This window comes from Mesorhizobium sp. KR1-2 (assembly GCF_040045035.1).
In the GTDB taxonomy this organism is placed as follows: domain Bacteria; phylum Pseudomonadota; class Alphaproteobacteria; order Rhizobiales; family Rhizobiaceae; genus Pseudaminobacter.
Genome location: NZ_JBDZDS010000004.1, coordinates 62,985 through 87,756, shown reverse-complemented (window position 1 = coordinate 87,756; position 24,772 = coordinate 62,985). Strand labels below are relative to the sequence as shown.

Annotated in this window: 20 protein-coding genes; 12 read left to right on the top strand and 8 right to left on the bottom strand. The window is 64.7% G+C overall.

Features of this window, described 5'->3' with window-relative positions; genetic code table 11:
• Positions 1–6 precede the first annotated feature (6 nt).
• Entirely contained in the window at positions 7–1,317 is a 1,311-nt protein-coding gene (guaD, locus tag ABLE85_RS10035; protein ID WP_348792583.1) for a guanine deaminase, read from the bottom strand.
• Entirely contained in the window at positions 1,314–2,546 is a 1,233-nt protein-coding gene (locus tag ABLE85_RS10030; protein WP_348792582.1) for a urate hydroxylase PuuD, read from the bottom strand. The genes guaD and ABLE85_RS10030 overlap by 4 nt, the downstream gene beginning before the upstream one ends.
• 140 nt (positions 2,547–2,686) lie before the next feature.
• Here ABLE85_RS10030 and ABLE85_RS10025 point away from each other — a divergent pair, with 140 nt between their 5' ends.
• On the top strand, positions 2,687–3,607 hold the full coding sequence (locus tag ABLE85_RS10025; RefSeq protein WP_348792581.1) for a LysR family transcriptional regulator: 921 nt from the start codon (positions 2,687–2,689) through the stop codon (positions 3,605–3,607).
• A 2-nt stretch (positions 3,608–3,609) separates the two neighbouring features.
• Here ABLE85_RS10025 and xdhC read toward each other — a convergent pair whose 3' ends face one another.
• The 4 genes from xdhC to uraH are packed head-to-tail and all read right to left on the bottom strand — an operon-like array spanning position 3,610 to position 8,736.
• Positions 3,610–4,467, bottom strand: a complete 858-nt coding sequence (gene xdhC, locus ABLE85_RS10020) for a xanthine dehydrogenase accessory protein XdhC (protein ID WP_348792580.1) — start codon at positions 4,465–4,467, stop codon at positions 3,610–3,612.
• On the bottom strand, positions 4,464–6,818 hold the full coding sequence (gene xdhB, locus ABLE85_RS10015) for a xanthine dehydrogenase molybdopterin binding subunit (protein ID WP_348792579.1): 2,355 nt from the start codon (positions 6,816–6,818) through the stop codon (positions 4,464–4,466). The genes xdhC and xdhB overlap by 4 nt, the downstream gene beginning before the upstream one ends.
• Positions 6,819–6,828: 10 nt before the next feature.
• Positions 6,829–8,310 carry a xanthine dehydrogenase small subunit gene (gene xdhA, locus ABLE85_RS10010; RefSeq protein ID WP_348792578.1) on the bottom strand — a complete coding sequence of 494 codons (1,482 nt, stop codon included), beginning with the start codon at positions 8,308–8,310 and terminating at the stop codon, positions 6,829–6,831.
• Between the two features lie 60 nt (positions 8,311–8,370).
• Positions 8,371–8,736, bottom strand: a complete 366-nt coding sequence (gene uraH, locus ABLE85_RS10005; RefSeq protein ID WP_348792577.1) for a hydroxyisourate hydrolase — start codon at positions 8,734–8,736, stop codon at positions 8,371–8,373.
• Positions 8,737–8,919: 183 nt separating this feature from the next.
• Here uraH and puuE point away from each other — a divergent pair, with 183 nt between their 5' ends.
• The 11 genes from puuE to ABLE85_RS09950 all read left to right on the top strand — a co-directional run bounded on the left by puuE (position 8,920) and on the right by ABLE85_RS09950 (position 22,352).
• Positions 8,920–10,353, top strand: coding sequence for an allantoinase PuuE (gene puuE / locus ABLE85_RS10000; RefSeq protein WP_348792576.1), 1,434 nt, complete (start codon positions 8,920–8,922; stop codon positions 10,351–10,353).
• A 12-nt stretch (positions 10,354–10,365) separates the two neighbouring features.
• Positions 10,366–11,193, top strand: a complete 828-nt coding sequence (locus tag ABLE85_RS09995) for a bifunctional allantoicase/(S)-ureidoglycine aminohydrolase (RefSeq protein WP_348792575.1) — start codon at positions 10,366–10,368, stop codon at positions 11,191–11,193.
• Positions 11,194–11,220: 27 nt separating this feature from the next.
• Complete coding sequence (locus ABLE85_RS09990) at positions 11,221–11,727, top strand: ureidoglycolate lyase (protein ID WP_348792574.1); 507 nt, start codon at positions 11,221–11,223, stop codon at positions 11,725–11,727.
• Positions 11,724–12,317 (top strand): nucleoside deaminase, encoded by a 594-nt coding sequence (locus ABLE85_RS09985; RefSeq protein WP_348792573.1) that lies wholly within the window; start codon positions 11,724–11,726, stop codon positions 12,315–12,317. The genes ABLE85_RS09990 and ABLE85_RS09985 overlap by 4 nt, the downstream gene beginning before the upstream one ends.
• 89 nt (positions 12,318–12,406) lie before the next feature.
• Positions 12,407–14,389: a CocE/NonD family hydrolase gene (locus ABLE85_RS09980; RefSeq protein ID WP_348792572.1), complete on the top strand. Its 1,983-nt coding sequence runs from the start codon at positions 12,407–12,409 to the stop codon at positions 14,387–14,389.
• 156 nt (positions 14,390–14,545) lie between these two features.
• Positions 14,546–16,135 (top strand): ABC transporter substrate-binding protein, encoded by a 1,590-nt coding sequence (locus ABLE85_RS09975; protein WP_348792571.1) that lies wholly within the window; start codon positions 14,546–14,548, stop codon positions 16,133–16,135.
• Between the two features lie 187 nt (positions 16,136–16,322).
• The gene (locus tag ABLE85_RS09970; protein ID WP_348792570.1) at positions 16,323–17,906 is read left to right on the top strand and encodes an ABC transporter substrate-binding protein; all 1,584 of its coding nucleotides are present in this window, start codon (positions 16,323–16,325) and stop codon (positions 17,904–17,906) included.
• Positions 17,907–17,922: 16 nt separating this feature from the next.
• The gene (locus ABLE85_RS09965) at positions 17,923–18,879 is read left to right on the top strand and encodes an ABC transporter permease (RefSeq protein ID WP_348792569.1); all 957 of its coding nucleotides are present in this window, start codon (positions 17,923–17,925) and stop codon (positions 18,877–18,879) included.
• A gap of 13 nt (positions 18,880–18,892) precedes the next feature.
• Positions 18,893–19,723 carry an ABC transporter permease gene (locus tag ABLE85_RS09960; protein WP_348792568.1) on the top strand — a complete coding sequence of 277 codons (831 nt, stop codon included), beginning with the start codon at positions 18,893–18,895 and terminating at the stop codon, positions 19,721–19,723.
• Positions 19,716–21,383, top strand: coding sequence for an ABC transporter ATP-binding protein (locus ABLE85_RS09955; protein WP_348792567.1), 1,668 nt, complete (start codon positions 19,716–19,718; stop codon positions 21,381–21,383). Before ABLE85_RS09960 ends, ABLE85_RS09955 begins: the two co-directional genes overlap by 8 nt.
• 129 nt (positions 21,384–21,512) lie before the next feature.
• Entirely contained in the window at positions 21,513–22,352 is an 840-nt protein-coding gene (locus tag ABLE85_RS09950) for an alkaline phosphatase family protein (RefSeq protein ID WP_348792566.1), read from the top strand.
• Between the two features lie 667 nt (positions 22,353–23,019).
• On the opposite strand, the gene ABLE85_RS09945 is transcribed toward ABLE85_RS09950, so the two are convergent.
• The gene (locus tag ABLE85_RS09945; protein WP_348792565.1) at positions 23,020–23,961 is read right to left on the bottom strand and encodes an alpha/beta hydrolase; all 942 of its coding nucleotides are present in this window, start codon (positions 23,959–23,961) and stop codon (positions 23,020–23,022) included.
• A gap of 24 nt (positions 23,962–23,985) precedes the next feature.
• The gene (locus tag ABLE85_RS09940) at positions 23,986–24,768 is read right to left on the bottom strand and encodes a carnitinyl-CoA dehydratase (RefSeq protein ID WP_348792564.1); all 783 of its coding nucleotides are present in this window, start codon (positions 24,766–24,768) and stop codon (positions 23,986–23,988) included.
• Positions 24,769–24,772: the final 4 nt, after the last annotated feature.

Below are 24,772 nucleotides of genomic sequence, written 5' to 3'. Positions count from 1 at the left end.
CCGCTGCTACGCCATATCGCCCTTCGCGGGCCGGCCCGCAACATAAACCTCGTGTACGGCGCGGTCGTCGCCCACTGTCTGCAACAGGAAAAGCTCTTCGGCCAGGCTTTCGATGGCCTCCATGCGCAGCCGCATGATCGGCGTCGCACGCGAATCCAGCACCACGATGTCGGCGTCGGTTCCAGTCTCCAGCGTGCCGACGCGGTCCTCCAGCGACAGCGCCCGTGCATTGCCGAGCGTCATCTGCCAGAAGGAAGCGAAGGGATTCAGCTTCTCGCCGTTCAGCGCGATCACCTTGTAGCCCTCGTCCATGGTGCGCAGCATCGAATAGCTGGTGCCGCCGCCGACATCGGTGGCGGTGGCGATCCTGATCGACTTCGCTCGCTTGCGATAGCGCTGGTAGTCGAACAGGCCCGAGCCAAGGAACAGGTTGGAGGTCGGACAAAAGACCGCCACCGCGCCGGAATCCGATAGGGCATCGGCCTCGCGCTCCGAGAGGTGGATGCAGTGGCCCAACAGCGTCTTCGACCCCAGCAGGCCGTAGTGCTCGTAGATGTCCGTGTAGTCCTTCGACCACGGATAGAGCTGCTGCGTGAACTCGATCTCGGCGTGATTTTCCGAAAGATGCGTCTGGATGTGCAGGTCGGGGAACTCGCCCGCCAGAGCCTTGGCCATTTCCATCTGCTCGGGCGAGGAGGTGATGGCGAAGCGCGGCGTGATCGCATAGTGCTGGCGGCCCTTGCCGTGCCACTGGCCGATCAGCGCCTTGGTGTCGTCATAACCCGATTGCGGGGTGTCGAGCACGCCATCCGGCGCGTTGCGGTCCATCATCACCTTGCCGGCGATGTTGAGCATGTTGCGCGCGTGGCTCTCCTCGAAGAAGGCCTCGGCCGACTGCTTGTGCACCGAGCAATAGGCGGCCACCGTAGTGGTGCCGTGGCGCACCATCTCGTCGAGGAACAGCCGGGCGACGCGACGGCCATACTGCGCGTCGCGGAATTTCGTCTCCTCCGGGAAGGTGTAGGTGTTCAGCCATGCCAGCAGCTCGGCGCCGTAGGAAGCCAGAACCTGCAGCTGCGGGAAATGCACATGCGCATCGACGAAGCCGGGCATGATCAGATGCGGCCGGTGGTCGATTTTCTGCGCCCCCTCGCCGGCCTGGCACGCGACGTCCTCGTAGGTGCCGGCAGCGACGATCTTGCCGTCGCGGATGAGCAGGCCGCCATCTTCCTCGTAGGCGTAGGCGCCATGGTCTTCGATGGCGTCGGGCCAGCGAACGAAGCTCAGCGTCCGCCCGCGAAGGAGGGTTTCGCTCATTGCTGTGTCTTCTTTCCTGCTTCCTCGAACCAGGTCACCAGCAGCTGCCGTTCCTGCGGGGTGACGTCGGTGACGTTGCCGGGCGGCATGGCATGGCTGCGGCCGGCCTGGAGATAGATTTCGCGCGCATGGCTGGCGATCGCCTCGTCGGTGTCCAGCGTCACGCCCTTCGGCGTCTGGCGGACGCCTTCATAGACGGGCTCTGCCGCATGGCACATGGAGCAACGGCCGAGCACGGTGTCTCGCACGGCCGGGAAATGCGCCGAAGCGATATATGCCTGCTCGTTCGCCGACACCTTCTGGTCGTCGCCCGTCAGCACCTTCGGCACCGTCGACAGCCACATGATGATGATGAACAGGATCGCCGTGACGAGCCAGGTCCAGGTCGGGTTGCCCTTGCCGGCGTGGCGGGTGTTGAAATAGTGCCGGATCAGGACGCCCATCATGAACACCAGCGAGGCGATAATCCAGTTGAACTGGGTGCCGAACGCCAACGGATAGTGGTTCGACAGCATCAGGAACAGCACGGGCAGCGTCAGGTAGTTGTTGTGCAGCGAGCGCTGCTTGGCGATCTTGCCGTATTTCGGGTCGGGCTTGCGGCCGGCGATCAGGTCGGCAACGACAATCTTCTGGTTAGGTATGATGACCATGAAGACATTGGCCGACATGATCGTGGCGGTGATGGCGCCAAGATGCAGGAAGGCCGCCCGGCCGGTGAACAGATGCGTCAGCCCCCAGGCCATGAACACCAGGATGACGTAGAACAGGATCATCAGGCCCGTGTCGGCCTTGCCGATCAGCCAGCGGCAGAGAAGGTCATAGACGATCCAGCCTCCGGCCAGGCAGGCGAGCGAGATCAGGATGGCGACCGGCGCGGAGACATCGAGCACGTTGCGGTCGACCAGGAACAGGTCCGCGCCCGCATAGTAGACGATGGCGAGCATCGCGAAGCCCGTCATCCAAGTGAAGTAGGACTCCCACTTGAACCAGGTCAGATGCTCGGGCATCTGCTCGGGCGCCACCAGATATTTCTGGATGTGGTAGAAGCCGCCGCCATGGACCTGCCATTCTTCGCCGAAGGCGCCCTTGGGCAGGCCCGGTCGCTGGCGCAGGCTCAGGTCCAGCGCGACGAAATAGAAGGACGAGCCGATCCACGCGATCGCGGTGATGACATGCGTCCAGCGCATGCCGAAGCTCAACCAGTCCCAAAAAACTGCATAATCGTTCATTGACTGCCCTCACTGCAGACCGCCGACTTTACGGCCTCGCCAGCAAACGGAAAGAGCCCAGCTATACGATGACTTTCAAAAAAAAATAAAAAATAATAGGCTCACTGCATCGATTTACGCTTACGGCAACTCAGGCACGCATGGCATATCTGGACAATCTCGCCGTCTTCGTCCGCGTCGTAGAGCTCGGCAACCTGTCGGCTGCCGGGCGGGACATGCGCATTTCGCCGGCCGTCGCCTCCAACCGCATCAAGGAACTGGAGAAGCATCTTGGCGTCCGGCTGTTCAACCGCACCACGCGCCAGCTCATGCCGACCGAGCACGGCCGCGTTTTCTACAAGGGCGCCAAGCAGGTGCTGGAGGCCATCACCGAAGCGGAAGCCGCCGTCAGCGCCCTGTCCGGCCAACCGCGCGGCACCATCCGCGTCACTGCCCCGCTCGGTCTCGGGCGCAGGCTAATCGCCTCCGGAATTCCCGAGTTCCACGACAAATATCCCGACATCGAGGTGCGACTGCGGCTCTCCGACCACAATGTCGACATCATGAAGGAAGGCATCGACGTCGGCTTCCGGCTGGGCCTGCTGGAGGATTCCAGCCTCAGGATGCGCGGCATCATGGAATGCGAGCGCGTGCTGGTGGCTGCCCCAGCCTATCTGGAAAGGCGCGGCGAGCCGAAGCAACCGCAGGAATTGATCGACAAGAGGCACGACTGCCTGCTGCTGCGCTATCCCGGCATGCGGGAGTTCTACTGGACGCTGTCGACGTCGCGCGGTGCCGTCAAGTTCGAGGTGCGAGGCCCCTTCGATTCCGACGACGGCGACGTGCTGACCGGTTGGGCGCTGGCGGGGCGCGGCATCATCAACAAGCCGCGCTTCGAGGTCGAGCCGTTCATCCGCGACGGCCGGCTGCAGGTGCTGCTGCCGGACACACCGCCCGTCCCGATCCAGCTGGCCGCCGTCTATCCGCACAAGAACCTGCAGGATCCCAAGGTGCGCCTGCTGCTCGATTTCATGGCCGAGCGCTGCCAGCGGCTGATCCGCGAGACGCTGGCGGGGAGGTGACCTTACAGCGGACGCCTGCTTTGGGCTGCCGTCCCTCCATTGGTGCCGACCAGCGCCGTCATGATCTCGGCTGCCGCAAGTGCTGCGATCACGGCCGGGCGCTTGTCCTTCACCGCATCGCCGCCGATCGGCGAGACGAGCCGGGCAAAAACCTCTTCAGTGCCGCCAGCCGTCTTGAGGAACCAGCTCTTGAAGGTGGCCTTCTTGGTCTTCGAACCGATCATGCCGACATAGGCCGCATCGTCGCGCTTCAGCGCCTCGGCGACGATCAGAAAGTCGAGCGCATGGTCGTGCGTCAGCACCACGAAGGCGGAGTCGGCGGGCGCCTCGCGCACCATCTCTTCGGGCACCGGCGTCAGTCGCGTCTCGACCGCGTCGGGCATGCCGTCGAGCGCATCGGGGCGGGTGTCGACCACCGTCGCGTGCACTGGCAGAAGCGCGAAGGCCGATGCCAGGGCATGGCCGACATGGCCGCCGCCGAAGACATAGATATGCGGGCTTGCAGCATCCTCGGCGCGCGCCTGCGCGATCAGTTCGTTGCGCAGCGCCGCGTCCACGGGCCTGATCGACAGGCCGACGCGGCCGCCGCAGCACTGGCCGATTTCGGGCCCCAGCGGAATGTCGAGCTCGACATGCGCGGCACCAACATCACGGGGCGCCGCCAGCATCTGCCGCGCCCGGTCGATTGCCATGAATTCGAGGTGACCGCCGCCGATCGTGCCGAAGATGGCCTGCGGCGAAACCAGCATCTGTGCCCCGGTCTCGCGGGGCGTCGAGCCTTTTGCCTCCGTCACCTCGACGAGCGCCGCTTCCGGCGCGTGATCGAGGAAAGAGCGGAGACGCTCAATGTTGCGTGTCACTTGTCCGCCGTTTCAGCCCTTAATCGTTCGATTGCCATGAGTACGCGCTCGGGCGTCGCAGGCGCGTCGAGCCGCGGGCAGATCTTGTGGTCGGCGACGCTCGCCACCGCATCAGACAAGGCCTGCAGCACCGAGATGCCGAGCGGCAGCGGCGGTTCGCCCACAGCCTTTGAGCGATGGATCGTCGGCTCATAGGCCTCCGACCAATCGGTCAATGCCACATTGAAGACCTTCGGCCGGTCGGAAGCGAGCGGAATCTTGTAGGTCGAGGGCGCATGCGTGCGCAGGCGGCCCTTGTCGTCCCACACCAGCTCCTCGGTGGTCAGCCAGCCCATGCCCTGGACGAAGCCGCCCTCCACCTGGCCGATGTCGATGGCCTGGTTCAGCGAGCGGCCGACGTCGTGCAGGATGTCGGTGCGCTCGACCACATATTCGCCGGTCAGCGTGTCGATCGACACTTCCGAGCAGGCCGCACCATAAGCGTAGTAGTAGAAGGCGTGGCCGCGGCCCTTGGCTCGGTCCCAGTGGATCTTCGGCGTCTTGTAGAAGCCGGCGGCCGACAGCTGGACGCGCCCGACATAGGCCTGCTTGACCAGATCGTTGAAGCTAATCTCCTGGTTGCCGACGCGCACCCGGTTCGGCAGGAACACCACCTGGTCGGCCGGAACCTGATAGCGCTCGGCCGCAAAATCGGTCAGCCGCTTGCGGATCTGCCGCGCCGCGTTCTGCGCGGCCATGCCGTTTAGGTCGGCGCCGGAAGAGGCGGCCGTCGGCGAGGTGTTCGGCACCTTGGCGGTGGTCGTGGCGGTGATCTTCACCCGGTCGAGATCGATCTGGAATTCCTCGGCCACCACTTGCGCCACCTTGAGGTGCAGGCCCTGCCCCATCTCGGTGCCGCCGTGGTTCATGTGCACCGAGCCGTCGGCATAGACATGCACCAGCGCGCCGGCCTGGTTGGACTCGGTCTTGGTGAAGGAAATGCCGAATTTCACCGGCGTCAGCGCGATGCCGCGCTTGATGAAGCGGCTCTTGGCGTTGAACTCGGCGATGGCGCGGCGGCGACCGGCATAGTCGGCGCTCTCTTCCAGCTCCGCCACGATGCGCTGGATGATGCAGTCCTCGACCTTCTGGTGATAGGGCGTGACGTTGCGCTCGCCGGCAACGCCCATCGCGTCGTAGAAATTCAGCTTGCGGATTTCGAGCGGGTCCTTGCCCACGGCAAAGGCCACCTCCTCGATGACGCGCTCGCAACCGACCATGCCCTGCGGGCCGCCGAAGCCGCGGAAGGCGGTGTTCGAGACGGTGTTGGTGTACAGCGGCGCCGACTTGGCATGCACGGCCGGATAGAAATAGGCGTTGTCGCAGTGGAACAGCGCGCGGTCGCCCACCGGGCCCGACAGGTCGGCCGAGAAACCGGCATTGAGCGCGAACATGTAGTCGACGCCGAGGATGTGGCCTTCTTCGTCGAAGCCGACCTCGTAGTCGATGTCGAAGTCGTGCCGCTTGCCGGTGGCGGTCATGTCCTCGTCGCGGTCGAGCCGGATCTTCACCGCCCGCTTGAACTTCTTGGCAGCGATTGCCGCAATGGCCGCGCACTGGTTGGCCTGGGTTTCCTTGCCGCCGAAGCCGCCGCCCATGCGGCGCACCTCTATGGTCACGGCATGGCTCGGCACGCCCAGCGCGTGCGCCACCATGTGCTGCGTTTCGCTCGGCCCCTGGGTCGAGCTGTAGACGAGGATCTCGTCGTCCTCGCCCGGAACCGCCAACGCAACCTGGCCTTCGAGATAGAAATGGTCCTGGCCGCCGAGCTTCATGCTGCCCTTGACGCGGCGCGGCGAGGCCGCGATCGCAGCGGCGGCATCGCCTCGCTTCAGCGTCAGCGGCGTGGTCACCTGCTTGTCCTTCTCAGGATCGAGGCCCCAGATGTGGACGATTGGGTCAAGCTCTTCATATTCGATCTTGGCCAGACGCGCCGCCCGGCGGGCCTGCTCGCGCGTCTCGGCGATCACGCAGAAAATCGGCTGGCCGTGGAACTGCACCTTGCCTTCGGCCAGCACCGGGTCGTCATGCATGCCGCTCGGCGAAATGTCGTTCTCGCCCGGCACGTCTTCATAGGTCAGCACATCGACCACGCCGGGCGCGGCGCGCACCGCTGACAGGTCGACGCTTTTAAGCAAGCCGTGCGCAACGGTCGACAGGCCGAGGCCGGCATGCAGCGTGCCGGCCGGCTCGGGCATGTCGTCGATATAGACGGCAGTACCGGCCACATGCTTGTGCGCGGAGTCATGGCGCTGGTCGGAATGTACGCCACCGACGATCCGGGCGGCCTTGAGGTCGGAATGCTTGTTCATCACCGTCTCCTCACGCTGCCTGATGCCGCGAAACCTGGATCGGCTCGCTGCCGCCCTGGGTTTCGGCGAAGAAGCGGCGCAGCAGGTTGCTCGCCGCCAGCATGCGATATTCCGCGCTGGCGCGCATGTCCGTCAGCGGGGTGAAGTCCTGCGCATAGGCCTCCAGCGCCGCTTCCACGGTGACTTCCGTCCAAGGCTTGCCGGTCAGTACGGCCTCCACGGCCGCGGCGCGCTTGGGCGTCGCCGCCATGCCGCCATAGGCGATGCAGATCTGGGCAACCGTACCGTCGGCGGCAAGCGTCAGATGGAATGCGCCAAGTGCTGCGGTGATGTCCTCGTCGCGGCGCTTGGAAATCTTGTAGACGGCAAAGTGGCTGTCCTTTGCCGGCACCGGCACATGCACCGCCTCGACGAACTCGCCCGGCTGGCGGTCCTGCTTGCCATAGGCGATAAAGAACTCTTCCAGCGGGATGGTGCGGCGAGCCTCGCCCTTGCGCAGGGTCAAGGTCGCGCCCAGCGCGATGAAGGGCGGCGGCGTGTCGCCGATGGGCGAGCCATTGGCGATGTTGCCGCCGATGGTGCCCATGTTGCGCACCTGCTCGCCGCCGATGCGATTGATCAGTTCGCCCAGCGCTGGAATGCGCTGGCTGAGCAGGTCGAAGGCCTCGGTGTAGGTGACGCCCGCGCCGATGGTGATGACGCCATCCTTCTCCGAAATGCCGCGCAGCCCTTCCAGATGGCCGATGAAGACCACCGGCGAGATATCGCGCATATGCTTCGTCACCCACAGGCCGACGTCGGTCGACCCGGCGACGATGGTCGCCTTGGGCTCGGCTTCGAGCACGGCGGCAAAATCGTCGACATCGGCCGGCACGACCAGGCGCGCCTTGCCCGACCCGACCTCGACACGCGCGCCGTCGCGCAACTTGGTGAGCTTTTCGATCACAGCCGCGCGCTCGACGGCTAGGGGGTCGCTCGCCGCCTTGCCGTAGTCCGAGATCGCGCGCGCCGCGCGCATGATCGCCTCATAGCCGGTGCAGCGGCAGAGATTGCCCTGCAGCGCCTTCTCGATCGTGGCGTCGGACGGCTTGGCGTCCTTCATCCAGAGGCCGTAGAGCGACATGACGAAGCCCGGCGTGCAGAAGCCGCATTGCGAGCCGTGGAAGTCGATCATCGCCTTCTGCACCGGGTGCAGATCACCGCCGACAGGCTGCACATGTTCGATGGTCACCACATGGGTGCCGTCGAGCGAGCCGAGGAAGCGGATGCAGGCATTGACGCTTTCGTAAACGAGCCCGCCCGCCGTTAGCTTGCCCACCAGCACCGTGCAGGCACCGCAGTCGCCCTCGGCGCAGCCTTCCTTGGTGCCGCGCATGGAGCGGTCGAGCCGCAGCCAGTCGAGCAGCGTCGCGTCGGGCGCCACGTCGCGCACGGTCGCCTCCCGGCCGTTGAGCAGGAAGCGGATTTCGTTGCGGATCGAGGCGGACGACATGCTGTTATCTTTCCATACGGACGGCGCTGGTTCGATGCTGTGCGGCGGCGTGCCGGGCCATCAGCTTCCCCGATAGGTCGAATAACCGTAGGGCGAAAGTAAGAGCGGCACATGGTAGTGCTTGTGCTCCGCGATACCGAAGCGCACCGGCACTTTGTCCAGGAAGGCAGGATCGGTCAGGCTGGCGCCATGCGTGCGCATGTAGTCTCCGGCTTCGAACACGATCTCAAATTCGCCGAGACGGAAACTGTCGCCTTCCATGAGCGGCGCGTCGCAGCGGCCGTCCAGGTTGGTGTTCACCGTCTTGATCAGTATCCTGGTCTCGCCGTCGAGGCGATAGAGCGACAGCCTGAGGCCGTCTGCAGGACGGCCCGTGGCCGTATCGAGAACATGGGTTGTAAGGCGCCCGCCTTGAGCTGTCGACATATGGCCTCCCTACCTTCGATACATACGAACGCGCATGATCTGTTGTGTGTCAATTAAAGGCGATGCAAAACTCGGCGTGAAGTGGAACGCCACAAAAAGACTTTCAATTTTTTTAGGGGGAATATCCATGCACCCCTTTGATATTGTGAGAATATAAGGTCACCGCGACCAGGGGTAAAGAACATGCGTTACGTAAGAGACATGCGTGGCTATGGCGCCAATCCGCCGGACCCGAAATGGCCAGGCGGAGCCCATGTCGCGGTGCAATTCGTGGTCAACTACGAGGAAGGCGGCGAAAACTGCATCCTGCACGGCGATGCGGCCTCCGAAGCCTTCCTGTCCGAGGTCGTGGGCGCAGCACCCTGGCCGGGCAAGCGCCATTGGAATATGGAGTCGATCTACGAATACGGCGCCCGCGCCGGCTTCTGGCGGCTGCACCGCATGTTCACCGAAGCCGATGTGCCGGTCACCGTCTATGGCGTCGCCTCCGCGCTCGCCCGCTCGCCCGACCAGGTCGCGGCCATGCAGGAAGCGAACTGGGAAATCGCCTCGCACGGCCTGCGCTGGATCGACTATCGCGACCATGAGGAAGAGGTGGAACGCGCCGACCTCATCGAGGCGATCCGCCTGCACAAGGAAGTCGTGGGCGAACGGCCGGCCGGGCTCTATCTCGGCCGCACTTCTGTCTATTCGGTGCGCATCGCCGCTGCCGAAGGCGGCTTCACCTGGATTTCCGACACTTATGACGACGATCTGCCCTACTGGCTCGACCATGACGGCCATGGCAATGCCATTCCGCCGCAGCTCGTCATCCCCTACACGCTCGACGCCAACGACATGCGCTTTGCCACCGCACAGGGTTTTAATTCGGGCGATCAGTTCTTCGCCTATCTGAAGGACGCCTTCGACACGCTCTATGCCGAGGGCAAGGCCGGACGCGGCGGCATGATGAGCATCGGCCTGCACTGCCGCCTGATCGGCCGGCCGGGCCGCGCCGCCGCTCTGCAGCGCTTCATCGACTATGTGAAGAGCCACGACAAGGTGTGGCTGCCGCGCCGCATCGACATCGCCAACCACTGGCGCGAGCACCACCCCTACAAGCCGGCCGCGCTGCGCCCCTCGCGCATGAGCGAGAAGGAATTCGTCGAAAAGTTCGGCGGCATCTTCGAGCATTCGCCCTGGATCGCCGAGCGCGCCTTCCGGCTGGAGCTGGGTGCCGCGCATGACAGCGCCGGCGGCCTGCACAACGCGCTCAGCCGCGCCTTCCGCTCTGCCACCGAGGCCGAGCGCCTCGGCGTGCTGACGGCCCACCCCGACCTTGCCGGCAAGCTGGCGCAAGCCAAGCGCCTGACGGCGGAATCGACCAAGGAACAAGCCTCCGCCGGTCTCGACGCGCTGACCGACGCCGAGCGCGAGACGTTCACGCGACTGAACAGCGCCTATGTCGAAAAGTTCGGCTTCCCCTTCATCATTGCCGTCAAGGGCCGCACCAAGGACGAGATCCTTGCCGCCTTCCAGACGCGCGTCGACAACGACCGCGAAACCGAGTTCAACACCGCCTGCGCCCAGGTTGAGCGCATCGCGCTGTTGAGGCTCAGGGACATCCTGCCGCTCTAAAGGAAATCAGAAATGGCCGGCCGCACCTATTACGCCCCCACCGGAGGTCTGCCGCCGCAGACGGACCTCATCACCGACCGCGCCGTCTTCACGGAAGCCTATGCGGTTATCCCGCGGCGCGAGTTCAGCGACATCGTCGCAAGCTACCTGCCCTTCTGGGACAAGACCCGCTGCTGGGTCATCGCGCGCCCGCTCTCGGGCTTTGCCGAGACTTTTTCGCAATATGTGATGGAAGTGCAGCCGGGCGGCGGCAGCAACCAGCCTGAGCCCGACGCGGACGCCGAGGGCGTGCTGTTCGTCGTGGAAGGCGAGATCACGGTGACCGTGGATGGCGCAGCACACCGCCTGACGCCGGGCGGCTATGCCTTCCTGCCGCCCGCAAGCGGCTGGACCCTGCGCAACGACAGCACCGCCGCCGCGCGCTTCCACTGGATCCGCAAGGCCTATGAATATGTCGAGGGCATCGACGTTCCGGACCCGATCTTCGCCAACGAGAACGACATCGCCCCGACCGCGATGCCCGACACGGACGGGAAATGGGCGACGACCCGCTTCGTCGACCCGGCCGACCTGCGCCACGACATGCATGTGACCATCGTCACCTTCAAGCCGGGCGGCATCATCCCCTTCCCCGAGACGCATGTGATGGAGCATGGGCTCTACGTGCTGGAAGGCCAGGCCGTCTACCGGCTCAACCAGGACTGGGTGGAAGTGCAGGCCGGCGACTATATGTGGCTGCGCGCCTTCTGCCCGCAGGCCTGCTATTCCGGCGGCCCCGGCGACTTCCGCTACCTGCTCTACAAGGACGTCAACCGGCACGCCAAGCTCGACCGGTTCTGATCGGCCATTGCTGAAGAACGAGGCACCATGACCCGGATCGTCGCCCAGCCGCTCACCCGCGAAAACTTCGCCGAATTCGGCGAGGTCATCGAGGCCGAGGGCGCGCATCACTATCCGATCAACGCCGGCAAATGCGAGCGCTACCACGCGCTCGCCACCGCCGAGGCGGCGGGGCCGAACTGCCGCGTCATCCTCAACATCTTCAAGGGAACGCCCTATGCCTTCCCGCTGAAGCTGACGATGGTCGAGCGCCATCCCTTCGGCAGCCAGGCCTTTGTCCCGCTCTCGCCGCGTCCGTTCCTGGTCGTCGTCTGCCACGACACGGCGGAAGGCCCGGGCACGCCGCACGCCTTCATAACCCGACCCGGCCAGGGCGTGAACTATCCGCGCAACCTCTGGCACGGCGTGCTGACGCCGATCGGCGAGCCGCAGGATTTTCTCGTGGTCGATCGCGCCGGCGACGGCGTCAATCTCGAGGAATTCTTCTTCCCCGAGCCCTTTGAGATCGTACTTCCGGAAGGGTTCGACGCATGAGCAATGCCGCGCTGATCAACCGCCTGTTCGACGTCATCGAAGACGACATCGTGCCGAAGACGGCCGAGGGCGTTGCCCATGGCAACAAGCTGTTCGGCGCGGCGATCTTGCGCAAGTCCGACCTGTCGCTGGTTCTGGCCGAGACCAACAACGAGCTGGAAAACCCGCTCTGGCATGGCGAGGTCCACTGCCTGAAGCGGTTCTACGAGATGCCAAAGGCCGACCGCCCCGACACCAAGGACTGCATCTTCCTCTCCACCCACGAGCCCTGCTCGCTGTGCCTGTCGGCCATCACCTGGACCGGCTTCGACAATTTCCACTACCTGTTCAGCCACGAGGATTCGCGCGACAGTTTTGCGATCCCGCACGACCTGAAGATTCTCAAGGAGGTCTTCACCCTCGATCCCGGCGGCTACAATGCCGAGAACGCCTACTGGAAAAGCCATTCGCTGCGCCGGCTGGTGCGCGAACTGCCGCAAGCCGAGCGCGAGAAGCTGGAAGCGCGCATCGATAGGATAGCAAAGGGCTATGACGAACTGTCGGGCTCGTATCAGTCCGGCAAGGCCGACAACGACATTCCGCTGAATTGACGTAAATTGGCCAGCCAAATCCGTTGACTGGCTCATGAACATCGCCGTCTATCTCCACCATGCACTGGTTGCATGCAGGAGAGGCATTCATGAAAACCGTCACCGAATTTCCGCGCAAGGTCGTCGAACATCCCGACATGGGGCTCATCATGCCCGACGGTTGCCGGCTGTCGGCGCGGGTCTGGATGCCGGAGGATGCCGAGCAGAACCCGGTGCCGGTGATTCTCGAGCACCTGCCCTACCGCAAGCGCGACGGCACCACCGCGCGCGATTCGCTCACCCATCCTTATCTCGCCGGCCACGGCTACGCCTGCATCCGCGTCGACATGCGCGGCAATGGCGATTCCGACGGGCTGATGGAGGACGAATATTCCGAGCAGGAATGGCAGGACGCCTGCGACGTCATCGCCTGGGCGGCGGCGCAGCCCTGGTGCAACGGCAATGTCGGCATGATGGGCATTTCCTGGGGCGGCTTCAACTCGCTGCAGGTGGCGGCAAAGCAGCCGCCGGCGCTGAAGGCCATCATCACGCTCTGCTCCACGACCGACCGCTACGCCGACGACATCCACTACAAGGGCGGTTGCCTGCTGAACGAGAATTTCGGCTGGGCCTCGACCATGCTCTCCTATTCGTCGCGCTCGCCCGATCCGGCGCTGGTCGGCGACAAGTGGCGCGAGATGTGGCTGAACCGGCTCGAAAGCCAACCCTTCCTCGCCCGGACCTGGTTCGGCCACCAGCGCCGCGACGCCTATTGGAAGCGCGGCTCGGTCTGCGAGGACTATTCGGCCATCAAAGCCGCCGTGCTCTCCATCGGCGGCTGGCACGACGGCTATCGCAATACCATCTCGCACCTCGTCTCCAACGTCTCGGCACCGGTGAAGGGCATTGTCGGCCCGTGGATCCACAAATACCCGCATTTCGCCGCCCCGAAGCCGGCCATCGGCTTTCTGCAGGTGGCGCTGCGCTGGTGGGACCGTTGGCTGAAGGGCGTCGAGAACGGCGCCGAGAACGATCCGGCCTACCGCGCCTGGGTGATGGACAGCGTGCGCCCCAGCCGCTGGCATGACGAGCGTCCCGGCCGCTGGATCTCCGAATCGCAATGGCCCTCGCCCCGCATCGAAACCCGCGAGATCGAGCTTCTGGCAAGCACCGCAGCACCCGCGCTCGTCGCCTCGCCGCAGGATTGCGGCCTCACCGGCGGCGAATATTTCCCCTTCACCTATGGTCCGGAACTCCCCGGCGACCAGCGCGGCGACGACGCCCGCTCGGTCTGCTTCGACCAGGCGGCTCAGGCGGAAGCCACCGACATCGTCGGCGCGCCGGAAGTGGTGGTGCGCTTCGCTTCCGACAAACCGCAGGCCAACATCGCGGTGCGCCTGTGCGACGTGCATCCTGACGGCGCGTCCGAGCTGATCTCCTACGGCGTGCTCAACCTCACCCACCGCAACAGCCACGAGTTCCCCGAGAAGCTGACGCCCGGCGAGACCGTCGAGGCGCGCGTCGTGCTCGACCAGTGCGCCTACCGCCTGCCGGCCGGCCACCGTCTGCGCGTCGCCATCTCCACCGCCTACTGGCCGGCCATCTGGCCCTCGCCCGAGCCGGTTCGTCTCGAACTGTCCGAGGCAAAGCTGTCCCTGCCGGTGCGGCCGCTCGCCAAGGGCGACGAGGCCAGCTTCCCCGAGCCGGAAGCGGCGGCCCCCTGGGCGATCGAAACGCTGCGTGAGTCCAGTTCGGAACGCCACATCGACCGCGACGAGAAGACCGGCACGGTCACGCTCTCCATCACGGACGATTTCGGCGAGGTGCGCGACCTCGACCACGGCCTCGTCAGCGGCAGCATCGTGCGCGAAAAATGGACCATCCATCCCGACGATCCGCTGTCGGCGCAAGGCGAGACTCACTGGACCGATGTCATGTCGCGAAATGGATTTTCGCTGCGCACCGAGACCCGTTCACACATGCGCTCAGACGCCAAAAATTTCTATCTGGAAGCCAGAATTGAGGCTTACGACGGAAATGAACTCGTCTTCGCGCGCGATTTCCGGGAGGAAATTCCGCGCGACCACATTTGACATCGCCGACTTCGATATCCTAAAAGCGACACGCCATTAATTGCGTCGCGACATGTCGCAATCTGCCTTACGCCAGGACAGGCGGCCCTCCACTATCTCCGACAGGACGGTGGAGGAGCATCGCCCGTCTAGACGACATGCAAGGAGGAGAAGTCATTGTCGGCTGAACTCGAATTTCTGGGCCGGCGCGTTGCCGCCGGCAAGCTCAACCGCCGTGATTTTCTCGGCCGCGCCGCCGCCCTTGGCGTTGGTGCCGCGTTTGCCAATACACTTCTGAGCAGCGCCGTGCGCGCCGCCGGCCCGGTCAAGGGCGGCGCCCTCAAGGCCGGCCTGCAGGGCGGTGAGTCGACCGACGGCCTCGACCCGGCCGCCATCAACAACCAGGTCACCGGCGCGTTTGCGCGCTGCTGGGGCGAAAAGCTCATCGACATCGACGAGAACGGCAGAATCGTCCACCGGCTGGCCGAGGAATACGGCTCGTCGGCCGACGCCAAGACATGGACCTTCAAGATCCGCAAGGGCGTGACCTTCCACAACGGCAAGGAACTCGACGCCAGCGATGTGCTGGCGACCATCGAGCGCCATGCCGGCCCCGAGACCAAGTCGGGCGCGCTCGGCGTGCTGCGCGGCATCGACCAGATGAAGGTCGACGGCAACGACTTCGTCATCACGCTGAAGGAGGCCAATGCCGACCTGCCCTTCCTGATGTCGGACTATCACCTGATCATCCAGCCCAATGGCGGCAAGGACAATCCGCAGGCAGGCATCGGCACGGGCCCCTACAAGATCGCCTCGCATGAACCGGGCGTGCGCGAGCTCGGCACCCGCCACGAAGGCTACTGGGATGCCGACAATGGCGGCTTCGCCGACCAGGTCGAGATCGTGGTCATCAACGATTCGACCGCCCGCATGGCAGCGCTTCGCGGCGGCCAGGTACACATGATGAACCGGGTCGAGCCCAAGATCGTCGGCCTGGTCAAGCGCATCCCCGGCATCACCATCCAGAACGTGGCCGGCGGCGCGCACTACGTGTTCGCCATGCAGTGCACCACCGCGCCCTTCGACAACAACGATCTCCGGCTGGCGCTGAAATATGCGGTCGACCGCCAGGAGATGGTCGACAAGATCGTCGGCGGCTACGGCACGGTCGGCAACGACATCCCGGTCAACAAGTCCTACCCGCTGTTCTCGGACGACATCGAGCAGCGCGTGTTCGACCCGGAAAAGGCCGCCTTCCACTACAAGAAATCCGGCCACAGCGGCCCCATCCAGCTCATCACCTCCGAGGTCGCATTTCCGGGCGCTGTCGACGCCGCCCAGCTGTTCCAGCAGAGCTGCGCCAAGGCCGGCATCCAGCTCGACGTGCAGCGCGCGCCGGGCGACGGCTACTGGGCCGAGGTGTGGAACAAGAAGCCGTTCTCGGCTTCCTACTGGGTCGGCCGCCCGACGCAGGACCAGCAGTACTCCACCGCCTATCTGTCGACCGCCGACTGGAACGAGACCCGCTTCCAACGCGAGGACTTCGACAAGATGGTCGCGGCCGCGCGCGCCGAGCTCGACGAGGCCAAGCGCAAGGCCATGTATCGCGACATCGCGCTCATGGTGCGTGATGAAGGCGGCGCGATCATCCCGATGTACAACGACTGGATCGACGCGGTGTCCGACAAGGTGGGCGGCTATGTGCCCTATCCGTCGGGCGAACTGATGGGCGGCCTGGCGCTCGCGCGTTGCTGGCTCACCGCCTGAGACCCGCCAAATACGGGCTTTTCAAGGGGTGCCGGCGTGCCGGCATCCTTTAGTCCACAGCCGCGCTTCATTTACGCCACCCAATGTCGCAATTCGCCTTGCCGAAGACGAAATCTTCCGCGCAATATCTGCCCAACAAGCAAAACAAGACTGTTTAAAGTCACCTAACCAGAGTGAGGAACAATATATGTCCAACGAACTGGAATTCCTGAGCCGTCGTGTCGCCACCGGAAAGCTCAGCCGCCGCGATTTCCTTGGTCGCGCGGCCGCCCTGGGCGTCACCGCCGCCTTCGCTAACACCCTCATGGGCAACGCCGCACGCGCGGCAGGCCCGCAGAAGGGCGGCACGCTGAAGGCCGGCATGCAGGGCGGTGAATCCACCAACAGCCTCGACCCGGCTTCCTGGCAGAGCCAGGTGCCCTACAAGTTCGGCCGCCAGTGGGGCGAGCAGCTCGTTCAGCTTGCGCCCGACGGCGAGGTGAAGCCTTGCCTGGCCGAGGAATGGGGCGCTTCCGCCGACGCCAAGACCTGGACCTTCAAGATCCGCAAGGGCGTGCAGTTCCACAACGGCAAGGAGATGACCCCGGACGACGTCCTCGCCACCATGGAGCGCCACTCCGACGAGAACTCGAAGTCGGGCGCGCTGGGCATCATGGGCGGCATCGACACCATCAAGGTCGACGGCCAGAACGTGGTCTTCACGCTCAAGGATGCCAATGCCGACCTGCCCTACCTGCTGGACGACTATCACCTGATGATCCAGCCGAACGGCGGCAAGGACAACCCGGTCGCAGGCATCGGCACCGGCCCCTACAAGGTGGCGGTCAACGAGCCGGGCGTGCGCCATGTCGGCGAAAAGTTTGCCAACTACTGGCGCGATGACCGCGGCTTTGCCGACACCATCGAGATCATCGTCATCAACGACGCGACGGCCCGCACCTCCGCGCTGCAGGGCGGCCAGGTCGACATGATCAACCGCGTCGAGCCGAAGATCGTCGATCTCATCAAGCGCGTGCCGGGCGTCACCATCCAGAACGTGGCCGGCAAGGGCCACTACGTCTTCATCGCCCACTGCAACACCGCACCGTTCGACAACAACGACCTGCGCCTGGCGCTGAAATACGCGCTCGACCGCGAGGAGATGGTGCAGAAGATCCTGCACGGCTACGGCTCGGTCGGCAACGACACGCCGATCAACAAGTCCTACCCGCTGTTTGCCGAAATCGAGCAGCGCGTGTTCGACCCGGAAAAGGCCGCCTTCCACTTCAAGAAGTCCGGCCATGATGGCCCGGTCCTGCTGCGCACCTCCGACGTCGCCTTCCCTGGCGCCATCGATGCGGCCCAGCTCTACCAGCAAAGTGCCGCCAAGGCCGGCATCACCATCGAGGTCAAGCGCGAGCCCGGTGACGGCTACTGGTCGGAAGTGTGGAACAAGCAGCCCTTCTCGGCTTCCTACTGGGGCGGCCGCCCGACGCAGGACCAGATGTACTCCACCGCCTACTATTCGAAGGCCGACTGGAACGACACCCGCTTCTTCCGCGAAGACTTCGACAAGATGCTGTTCCAGGCCCGCGCCGAACTCGTCAAGGACAAGCGCGTCGCACTCTACAAGTCGATGGGCGAGATGGTTCGCGACGAGGGCGGCGTGATCACGCCGATGTTCAACGACTTCATCGACGCGACCGGCCCGAAGGTCGGCGGCTGGTTCGAGGACGGCAACCAGGAGATGATGGGCGGCTACGCCCTGTCGAAGTGCTGGGTCCAGGCGTGAGTCCGGCCCCGCACAGATGTCCTCGCTCCTGAAACTGGTGGCCCAGCGCATTGCGCTGGGCCTGCTCCTGCTGCTCGCCGTCTCGGTCCTGATCTTCGTTGGCACGCAGATCCTTCCGGGCGACGTGGCGCAGTCCATCCTTGGTCAATCCGCGACGCCGCAGGCCCTTGCCAACCTGCGCGAACAGCTGGGGCTGAACGACCCCGCCTATGTCCGCTACTTCCACTGGCTCTGGGGCATGCTGCATGGCGACATGGGCACGGCCCTGTCGAACGGGCAGGACATTGCGACCTCGCTGAGCGGACGGCTGAAGAACACGCTTTTCTTGGCCTTCTGGGCTGCAGTCGTCTCGGTGCCGCTGGCCATCATCCTCGGCCTCATCGCCGTGCGCCACAAGAACGGCTTCGTCGACAAGCTCATCTCCGGCCTCACGCTGGCCTCGATCTCGCTGCCCGAATTCTTCATCGGCTACCTGCTGATCTATTTCGTGGCGGTGCAGATGCAGTGGTTCCCCAGCGTCTCGACCGTGTTCGACGGCATGTCCTTCCTCGACCGCATGAAGGCGATCGCGCTGCCTGCCGCCACGCTGACGCTGGTGGTGCTGGCGCACATGATGCGCATGACGCGCGCGGCCATCCTCAACGTCATGCAGTCGGCCTATATCGAGACGGCCGAGCTCAAGGGCCTTTCGCCCTTCGAGATCATCCGGCGTCACGCCTTCCCCAACGCGATCGCGCCCATCGTCAACGTGGTTATGCTGAACCTCGCCTATCTCGTCGTCGGTGTTGTCGTGGTCGAGGTCATCTTCGTCTATCCCGGCATGGGGCAGTATCTGGTGGACCATGTGGCCAAGCGCGACGTGCCGGTGGTGCAGGCCTGCGGCCTGATCTTCGCCGCCGTCTACATCGCGCTCAACATCATCGCCGATATCACGGCCATCGTGTCCAATCCGCGCCTCAGGCATCCGAAGTAAGGGGGACGGGTTCATGCTGACCTTGAAAAACATACCGCTCAGCGCCTGGCTCGGCCTCATCGTCACCGGCCTGTTCGCCTTCGCTGCGATCTTCGCGCCGTGGGTGGCGCCGTTCCCGAATGCCGAGATCGTCGGCGACGTGTGGGAGCCGATGTCGGCCGCGCACTGGCTGGGCACAGACAATCTCGGCCGCGACCTGCTCTCGCGCATGATCTTCGGCGCGCGTACGACGATCCTGATCGCAGCGCTCGCCACGGCTCTGTCCTTCACCATGGGCTCTATCCTCGGCTTCACCGCCGCGGTCATCGGCGGCTGGTTCGACCAGACCATGTCGCGCGGCGTCGATCTCCTGATGGCGATCCCCACGCTCATCTTCGCGCTGGTGGTGCTCTCGGTGCTGCCCGGCAACATCGCGACGCTCATCCTGGTCATGGGCGTGCTCGATTCCACCCGTGTCTACCGCCTGGCGCGCGCGGTGGCCGTCGACATCAACGTCATGGACTATGTCGAGGCCGCAAAACTGCGCGGCGAAGGCCGCGGCTGGATCATCTTCCGCGAGATCCTGCCCAACGCGCTGTCGCCGCTGGTGGCCGAGCTCGGCCTGCGCTTCATCTTTGCCGTGCTGTTCCTATCGGCGCTCTCCTTCCTCGGCCTCGGCGTACAGCCGCCGGAAGCCGACTGGGGCGGCATGGTCAAGGAAAACAAGGAAGGCATCGTGTTCGGCATCCCGGCCGCGCTCATCCCCGCCGCCGCAATCGCCGTGTTGGCCATCTCGGTCAACCTCGTGGCCGACTGGATCCTCAACCGCACCACCGATCTGAAGGGAGGCCGCGGCAATGGATAGGCTCGCATCGCAGACCACCGGCGCATCCGAAAAGCTGCTCGACATTCGCAACCTCAAGATCGAGGCCACCGTCTATCCGCCCGGCGAAGCGCCGCGCAACGTCGTCATCGTCGACGGCGTGTCGGTATCGCTCGAGCGCGGCAAGGTGCTCGGCCTCATCGGCGAATCGGGTGCCGGCAAGTCCACAATCGGCCTGTCCTCCATGGGCTATGGCCGCGGAGGCGTCCGCATTACCGGCGGCGAGGTCATCCTCAACGGCCGCGACATCCTGAAAGGCGGCAAGGGCGGCCTCAGGGCACTGCGCGGCCGCGAGGTCTGCTATGTCGCGCAGTCGGCGGCCGCTGCCTTCAACCCCGCCCACCGGCTGATGAAGCAGGTGGTGGAGGCCTCGCTCAAGCACGGCGTCTCCAGCCGCGCCGAGGCCGAGAAGCGCGCGGTGAACCTGTTCCGCAAGCTCAGCCTTCCGGACCCGGAAAACATCGGCAAGCGCTTCCCGCACCAGGTCTCCGGCGGCCAGTTGCAGCGCGTCATGACCGCCATGGCTCTCTGCTCCGAGCCCGACCTGATCGTCTTCGACGAGCCGACCACCGCGCTCGACGTCACCACCCAGATCGACGTGTTGGCGGCGATCAAGGAGGCGATCCGCGACACCGGCGTGGCAGCCCTCTACATCACCCACGACCTCGCCGTGGTGGCGCAAGTCGCCGACGAGATCGCCGTGCTGCGGCATGGCAAGCTGGTCGAATGGGGCGACACGCGCCAGATCATCACCCAGCCCAAGCAGGAATACACCAGCCAGCTCGTCTCGGTGCACGAGATCGCGCATGAGGAGCATGCGCCGGGCAAGGCGGCGGCGCTGTCGGTGAAAAACGTCACCGCGGCCTATGGCGGCGGCGCGATCAAGGTGCTGAAGAACGTCTCGGTCGAGATCCCCGCCGGGCAGACGCTTGCCGTGGTGGGCGAATCCGGCTCGGGCAAATCCACGCTCGGCCGCGCCATCACCGGCCTTTTGCCGCCGCTCGAAGGCAGCATCACCTTCGGCGGACGCACCCTGCCCGGACGGCTTGCCGACCGCAGCAAGGAGGACCTGCGCCAGCTGCAGATGATCTACCAGATGGCCGACGTGGCGATGAACCCGCGCCAGACCGTGGGCACCATCATCGGCCGGCCGCTGGAGTTCTATTTCGGCCTGCGTGGGCGCGAGCGCGACAAGCGCGTGGCCGAACTGCTTGACAAGATCGAGATGGGCAAGGGCTTTGTCGACCGCTACCCGGCCGAGCTGTCGGGCGGCCAGAAGCAGCGCGTCTGCATCGCCCGCGCACTGGCGGCCAAGCCGAGCCTTATCATCTGCGACGAGGTCACATCGGCACTCGACCCGCTGGTGGCGCACGGCATCCTTCAGCTGCTGCTCGAGCTGCAGAAGGAGGAGCAGGTCGCCTATCTCTTCATCACCCACGACCTCGCCACGGTGAAGGCCATCGCGGACTCCATCGCGGTGATGTATCGCGGCGAGATCGTGCGCTATGGGCCGAAGAGCCAGGTGCTGAAACCGCCGTTCGACGCCTATACCGACCTGCTGCTCTCCTCCGTCCCGGAGATGGAAGTGGGCTGGCTGGAGAAGGCAATCGCGGGGCGCCGCATGGAAAGCGCGGGGAACTGACCCGGACGGCCACATCATTGCGCGTCAATTACCGACGCGCGGCAGACTACCTAACCGCTTGAATCTACGTATCATCCTTCCCGAGAACCGATTCCGGTTCTCGGGTTTTCTATTAAGTTGGAGCGGCCCATGGCGCTGAAGAACAAGCTGTTGCTCATCATTCTTGACGGCGTGCCCTATCGCAACTGGCGCCGGCTGTTCGGCAATCTCGAAGGCTGGGTGCAGTCGGGCGATGCGCGCGTGTGGAAAATGCGCTCGGTGCTGCCTTCAACCTCGGCTTGCTGCTATGCCTCGATCCACACCGGCGTGTCGCCGCAGGTACACGGCATCCGCTCCAACGAGGATCGCTTCCGCGTCGAGCAGCCCGATCTGTTCTCGGAAATATCGAAGGCCGGCGGCAAGACCGGCGCGGTGACGCATTCCTACTGGTCGGAATTCTTCAATCGCTATCCCTTCGACCTCGTCGAAGACATGGAATATGACGAGCCGGGCGGTCCGATCACCCATGGCCGCTTCCACACCATGACCGGCTACAACCACAAGAACCAGATGACGCCGAGCGATGTCGACCTCTTCGCCACGCTGACCATGCTGACCAAGCGCCACGGCATCCACTACGGCATCCTGCACACCTGCACGCTGGACTCCATGGGTCACCGCTACGGCCACGACTGCATCGAGATGGACCACGCCTGCTACGCCATGGACGGCATGCTGGCGGCCTTCCTGCCAAAGTGGATTGAAGCCGGCTACGAAGTGATGGTCACCGCCGACCACGGCCAAACCGACCGCGGCCACCATGGTGGCCGCGAGGACGACCAGCAGGATTTTGCGCTCTATTATTTCGGCCGGGGCGAAGGCCCGGAGAGCGGGGCTTTGCTAGATCAGTTGCAGCTGGCACCGACAGTGCTTAGCCGGCTCGGTGTCGAGATTCCGGATTCGATGAAGGCCAAGCCGTTTTTGGGATAAGTTGTACGGGCACGCCTCGGCTGGTCCCCATCTCCGTCATCCCCGAGCGGGGGCGAAGTGGCATCGCCCGTGATCGGCTTGCCGCGCGCCCACCTCCGGTCATCCTCGGGCCGGAGCACGAGCGACAGCGAAGTGCGGAGGTTCCGGGGACCCATGCCGGTCGGCCAAAGCTGCCGCTGCGGTGCAGAAAGAGCCTGCCGCATCGTATCGCGTGGATGAATTCCGGGACCGACTAGCGTCAAGCAATTGAAATCATTCGCACCAAAGGAAAGTCACCGCTTCTTTTCTCCCCACCATTCCCGCCCCCACGCATAATCCTGCGCATCGGCCTCACGGGAACACGGGTCATGAACCGGATGCACGTGGAGGGCGACGATGTCCGGGCTGGTGGCGCTACGGTGGCGTCACTGGGTGATGAACCCCCAAGCCCGGGCCTTGGCGGCGGCTGGCCATGCGAATGTGGAGGCGACTGAGCGGGGGCAAGAGCATCGAACGGGCGGTCGAAGGGCCGCAAGATTTACCTAAACGAGCGCGTCCGACGACCGCCCGTCTTCCCAACCTCCCAATCGGGAGCGCTCTTTGAAATGGTCAGACGGTGAAAACCGGGCGTGGCGATGATGAAGCGCGCGACGACTATCCCTCCCCCTGGAGGGGAGGGAGAGCGCCCTCAATACGGCCAGTCGCCCTTCCCAAGCGCGCGCACCGCATCCACGATGCGCGTAAAGCTTTTGCGCGCACGGCCGACCGAATGGCGGGCGCGCAGATAGCCATGTACGAGACCCGGCTCGTCGAACCACCAGGCCTTGCCGCCGGCAGCCTGGATGCGGTCGCGATAGTCGCGGCCGTCGTCCGACAGCGGGTCGCATTCGGCGGTGATGACGGCCGTCGGCGGCAGGCCGGAATAGTCCGCATCGTTGAACGGAGCGAAGGTGACGTCCTTCGAAATATCGCGGCCGCCGGCCCGCATGTCGCGATAATAGTCCATGTCGCGAACGCTCAGCAGCGGGGCGTCGGAATGGGTGAGATAAGACCCCTGCCCGAGCTTGCCGCCGAGGCCGGGATAGATCAGCACCTGGCCGATCGCTGCGCGTGCATGGCCGCGCGTGGTGTGCGCCACGGCCGCCGCAAGATTGCCGCCGGCCGAGTCGCCGCACAGAACGATGGGCTGCGAATAGGTCTTCGCCGCCCATTCGAAGGCGGCGCGGCAGTCGTCATAGGCGGCGGGATGGGTGTGCTCCGGTACCAGGCGGTAGTCGACCGACACAACCTCGTAGCCGGTGCGCTCGCAGATTTCGGCGCAGACGTCGTCATGGCTGTCGAGCCCGCCGAGGATAAAACCGCCGCCGTGGAAATAGAGCACGACCGCCGCATCGTTCGGCTCCGCATTGCGGTAGATGCGGACCGGGATCTTGTGGGCCGGCGTCTCGACGGCGGAATCAATCGCCGTCACGCTTGCCGGATAGCCGGCATGGAACTCGCGGCACATCCGGTCATAGGTGCGCCGCTGTTCTTCCACGCTGTGGTCGACCGCGTCCGGCGGATAGAAGCTGTTGGTGCGGTCGATGAAAGCCCAGGTCTCGGCATCGATCAGCTTGCTGTAGTCGGTCATCGGTCGTCCTCCTGCACTGCTATGCTATTTGCCCTTCCACACCGGGTCGCGCTTTTCGGCAAACGCGCGAAAACCCTCCATGTTGTCTTCGGAGGCGTAGAGCTCGTCGACGGTGCGGAACTTGCGCTTGGTGATCCAGTTCATGGCGTCCTGGAACTCCATCGCCTCGGCCCTGCGGGCCACTTCCTTGATGGACGCGAAGACCAGCGGCGGACCGCCGGCGAGCAGGCGGGCGATCTCCCAGACGCGGTCTTCCAGCTTCTCGGCCGGCAGCACCTCGTTGACGAGGCCCCAGCGATGCGCCTCGGCCACGTCCATCCAGCGGCCGGTGAGCAGCAGGTCCATGGCGATGTGATAGGGAATGCGCTTGGGCAACTTGATGGTCGCCGCATCGGCCAGCGTGCCGGCACGGATTTCCGGCAGCGCGAAGGAGGAATGTTCGGAGGCGTAGATGAGGTCGCAGGACAGCGCGAGCTCGAAGCCGCCGCCCACCGCCATGCCGTTGACGCAGGCGATGACCGGCTTGTTCATGTCCCGCAATTCCTGCAGGCCGGCAAAACCGCCCACGCCGTAATCGCCATCGACCGCATCGCCATTTGCGGCGGCCTTGAGGTCCCAGCCGGCGGAGAAGAACTTTTCGCCGGCCGTCTTCACGATGCAAACCCGCAGTTCGGGATCGTCGCGGAAGGCCTGGAAGGTCAGGCCCAGCAGGCGCGAGGTGGCGAGGTCGATCGCATTGGCCTTGGGCCGGTCGAGCGTGACTTCGAGAATGGCGCCTTCGCGCCGGGTCTTTACGACATCGGACATTTTG

Excerpts from the sequence above, each read along its gene's own strand:
- guaD (WP_348792583.1), bottom strand. The coding sequence starts at position 1,317 with ATGAGCGAAACCCTCCTTCGCGGGCGGACGCTGAGCTTCGTTCGCTGG.
- ABLE85_RS10030 (WP_348792582.1), bottom strand. The coding sequence starts at position 2,546 with ATGAACGATTATGCAGTTTTTTGGGACTGGTTGAGCTTCGGCATGCGC.
- ABLE85_RS10025 (WP_348792581.1), top strand. The coding sequence starts at position 2,687 with ATGGCATATCTGGACAATCTCGCCGTCTTCGTCCGCGTCGTAGAGCTC.
- xdhB (WP_348792579.1), bottom strand. The coding sequence starts at position 6,818 with ATGAACAAGCATTCCGACCTCAAGGCCGCCCGGATCGTCGGTGGCGTA.
- xdhA (WP_348792578.1), bottom strand. The coding sequence starts at position 8,310 with ATGTCGTCCGCCTCGATCCGCAACGAAATCCGCTTCCTGCTCAACGGC.
- uraH (WP_348792577.1), bottom strand. The coding sequence starts at position 8,736 with ATGTCGACAGCTCAAGGCGGGCGCCTTACAACCCATGTTCTCGATACG.
- puuE (WP_348792576.1), top strand. The coding sequence starts at position 8,920 with ATGCGTTACGTAAGAGACATGCGTGGCTATGGCGCCAATCCGCCGGAC.
- ABLE85_RS09995 (WP_348792575.1), top strand. The coding sequence starts at position 10,366 with ATGGCCGGCCGCACCTATTACGCCCCCACCGGAGGTCTGCCGCCGCAG.
- ABLE85_RS09990 (WP_348792574.1), top strand. The coding sequence starts at position 11,221 with ATGACCCGGATCGTCGCCCAGCCGCTCACCCGCGAAAACTTCGCCGAA.
- ABLE85_RS09985 (WP_348792573.1), top strand. The coding sequence starts at position 11,724 with ATGAGCAATGCCGCGCTGATCAACCGCCTGTTCGACGTCATCGAAGAC.
- ABLE85_RS09980 (WP_348792572.1), top strand. The coding sequence starts at position 12,407 with ATGAAAACCGTCACCGAATTTCCGCGCAAGGTCGTCGAACATCCCGAC.
- ABLE85_RS09970 (WP_348792570.1), top strand. The coding sequence starts at position 16,323 with ATGTCCAACGAACTGGAATTCCTGAGCCGTCGTGTCGCCACCGGAAAG.
- ABLE85_RS09965 (WP_348792569.1), top strand. The coding sequence starts at position 17,923 with ATGTCCTCGCTCCTGAAACTGGTGGCCCAGCGCATTGCGCTGGGCCTG.
- ABLE85_RS09960 (WP_348792568.1), top strand. The coding sequence starts at position 18,893 with ATGCTGACCTTGAAAAACATACCGCTCAGCGCCTGGCTCGGCCTCATC.
- ABLE85_RS09955 (WP_348792567.1), top strand. The coding sequence starts at position 19,716 with ATGGATAGGCTCGCATCGCAGACCACCGGCGCATCCGAAAAGCTGCTC.
- ABLE85_RS09950 (WP_348792566.1), top strand. The coding sequence starts at position 21,513 with ATGGCGCTGAAGAACAAGCTGTTGCTCATCATTCTTGACGGCGTGCCC.
- ABLE85_RS09945 (WP_348792565.1), bottom strand. The coding sequence starts at position 23,961 with ATGACCGACTACAGCAAGCTGATCGATGCCGAGACCTGGGCTTTCATC.
- ABLE85_RS09940 (WP_348792564.1), bottom strand. The coding sequence starts at position 24,768 with ATGTCCGATGTCGTAAAGACCCGGCGCGAAGGCGCCATTCTCGAAGTC.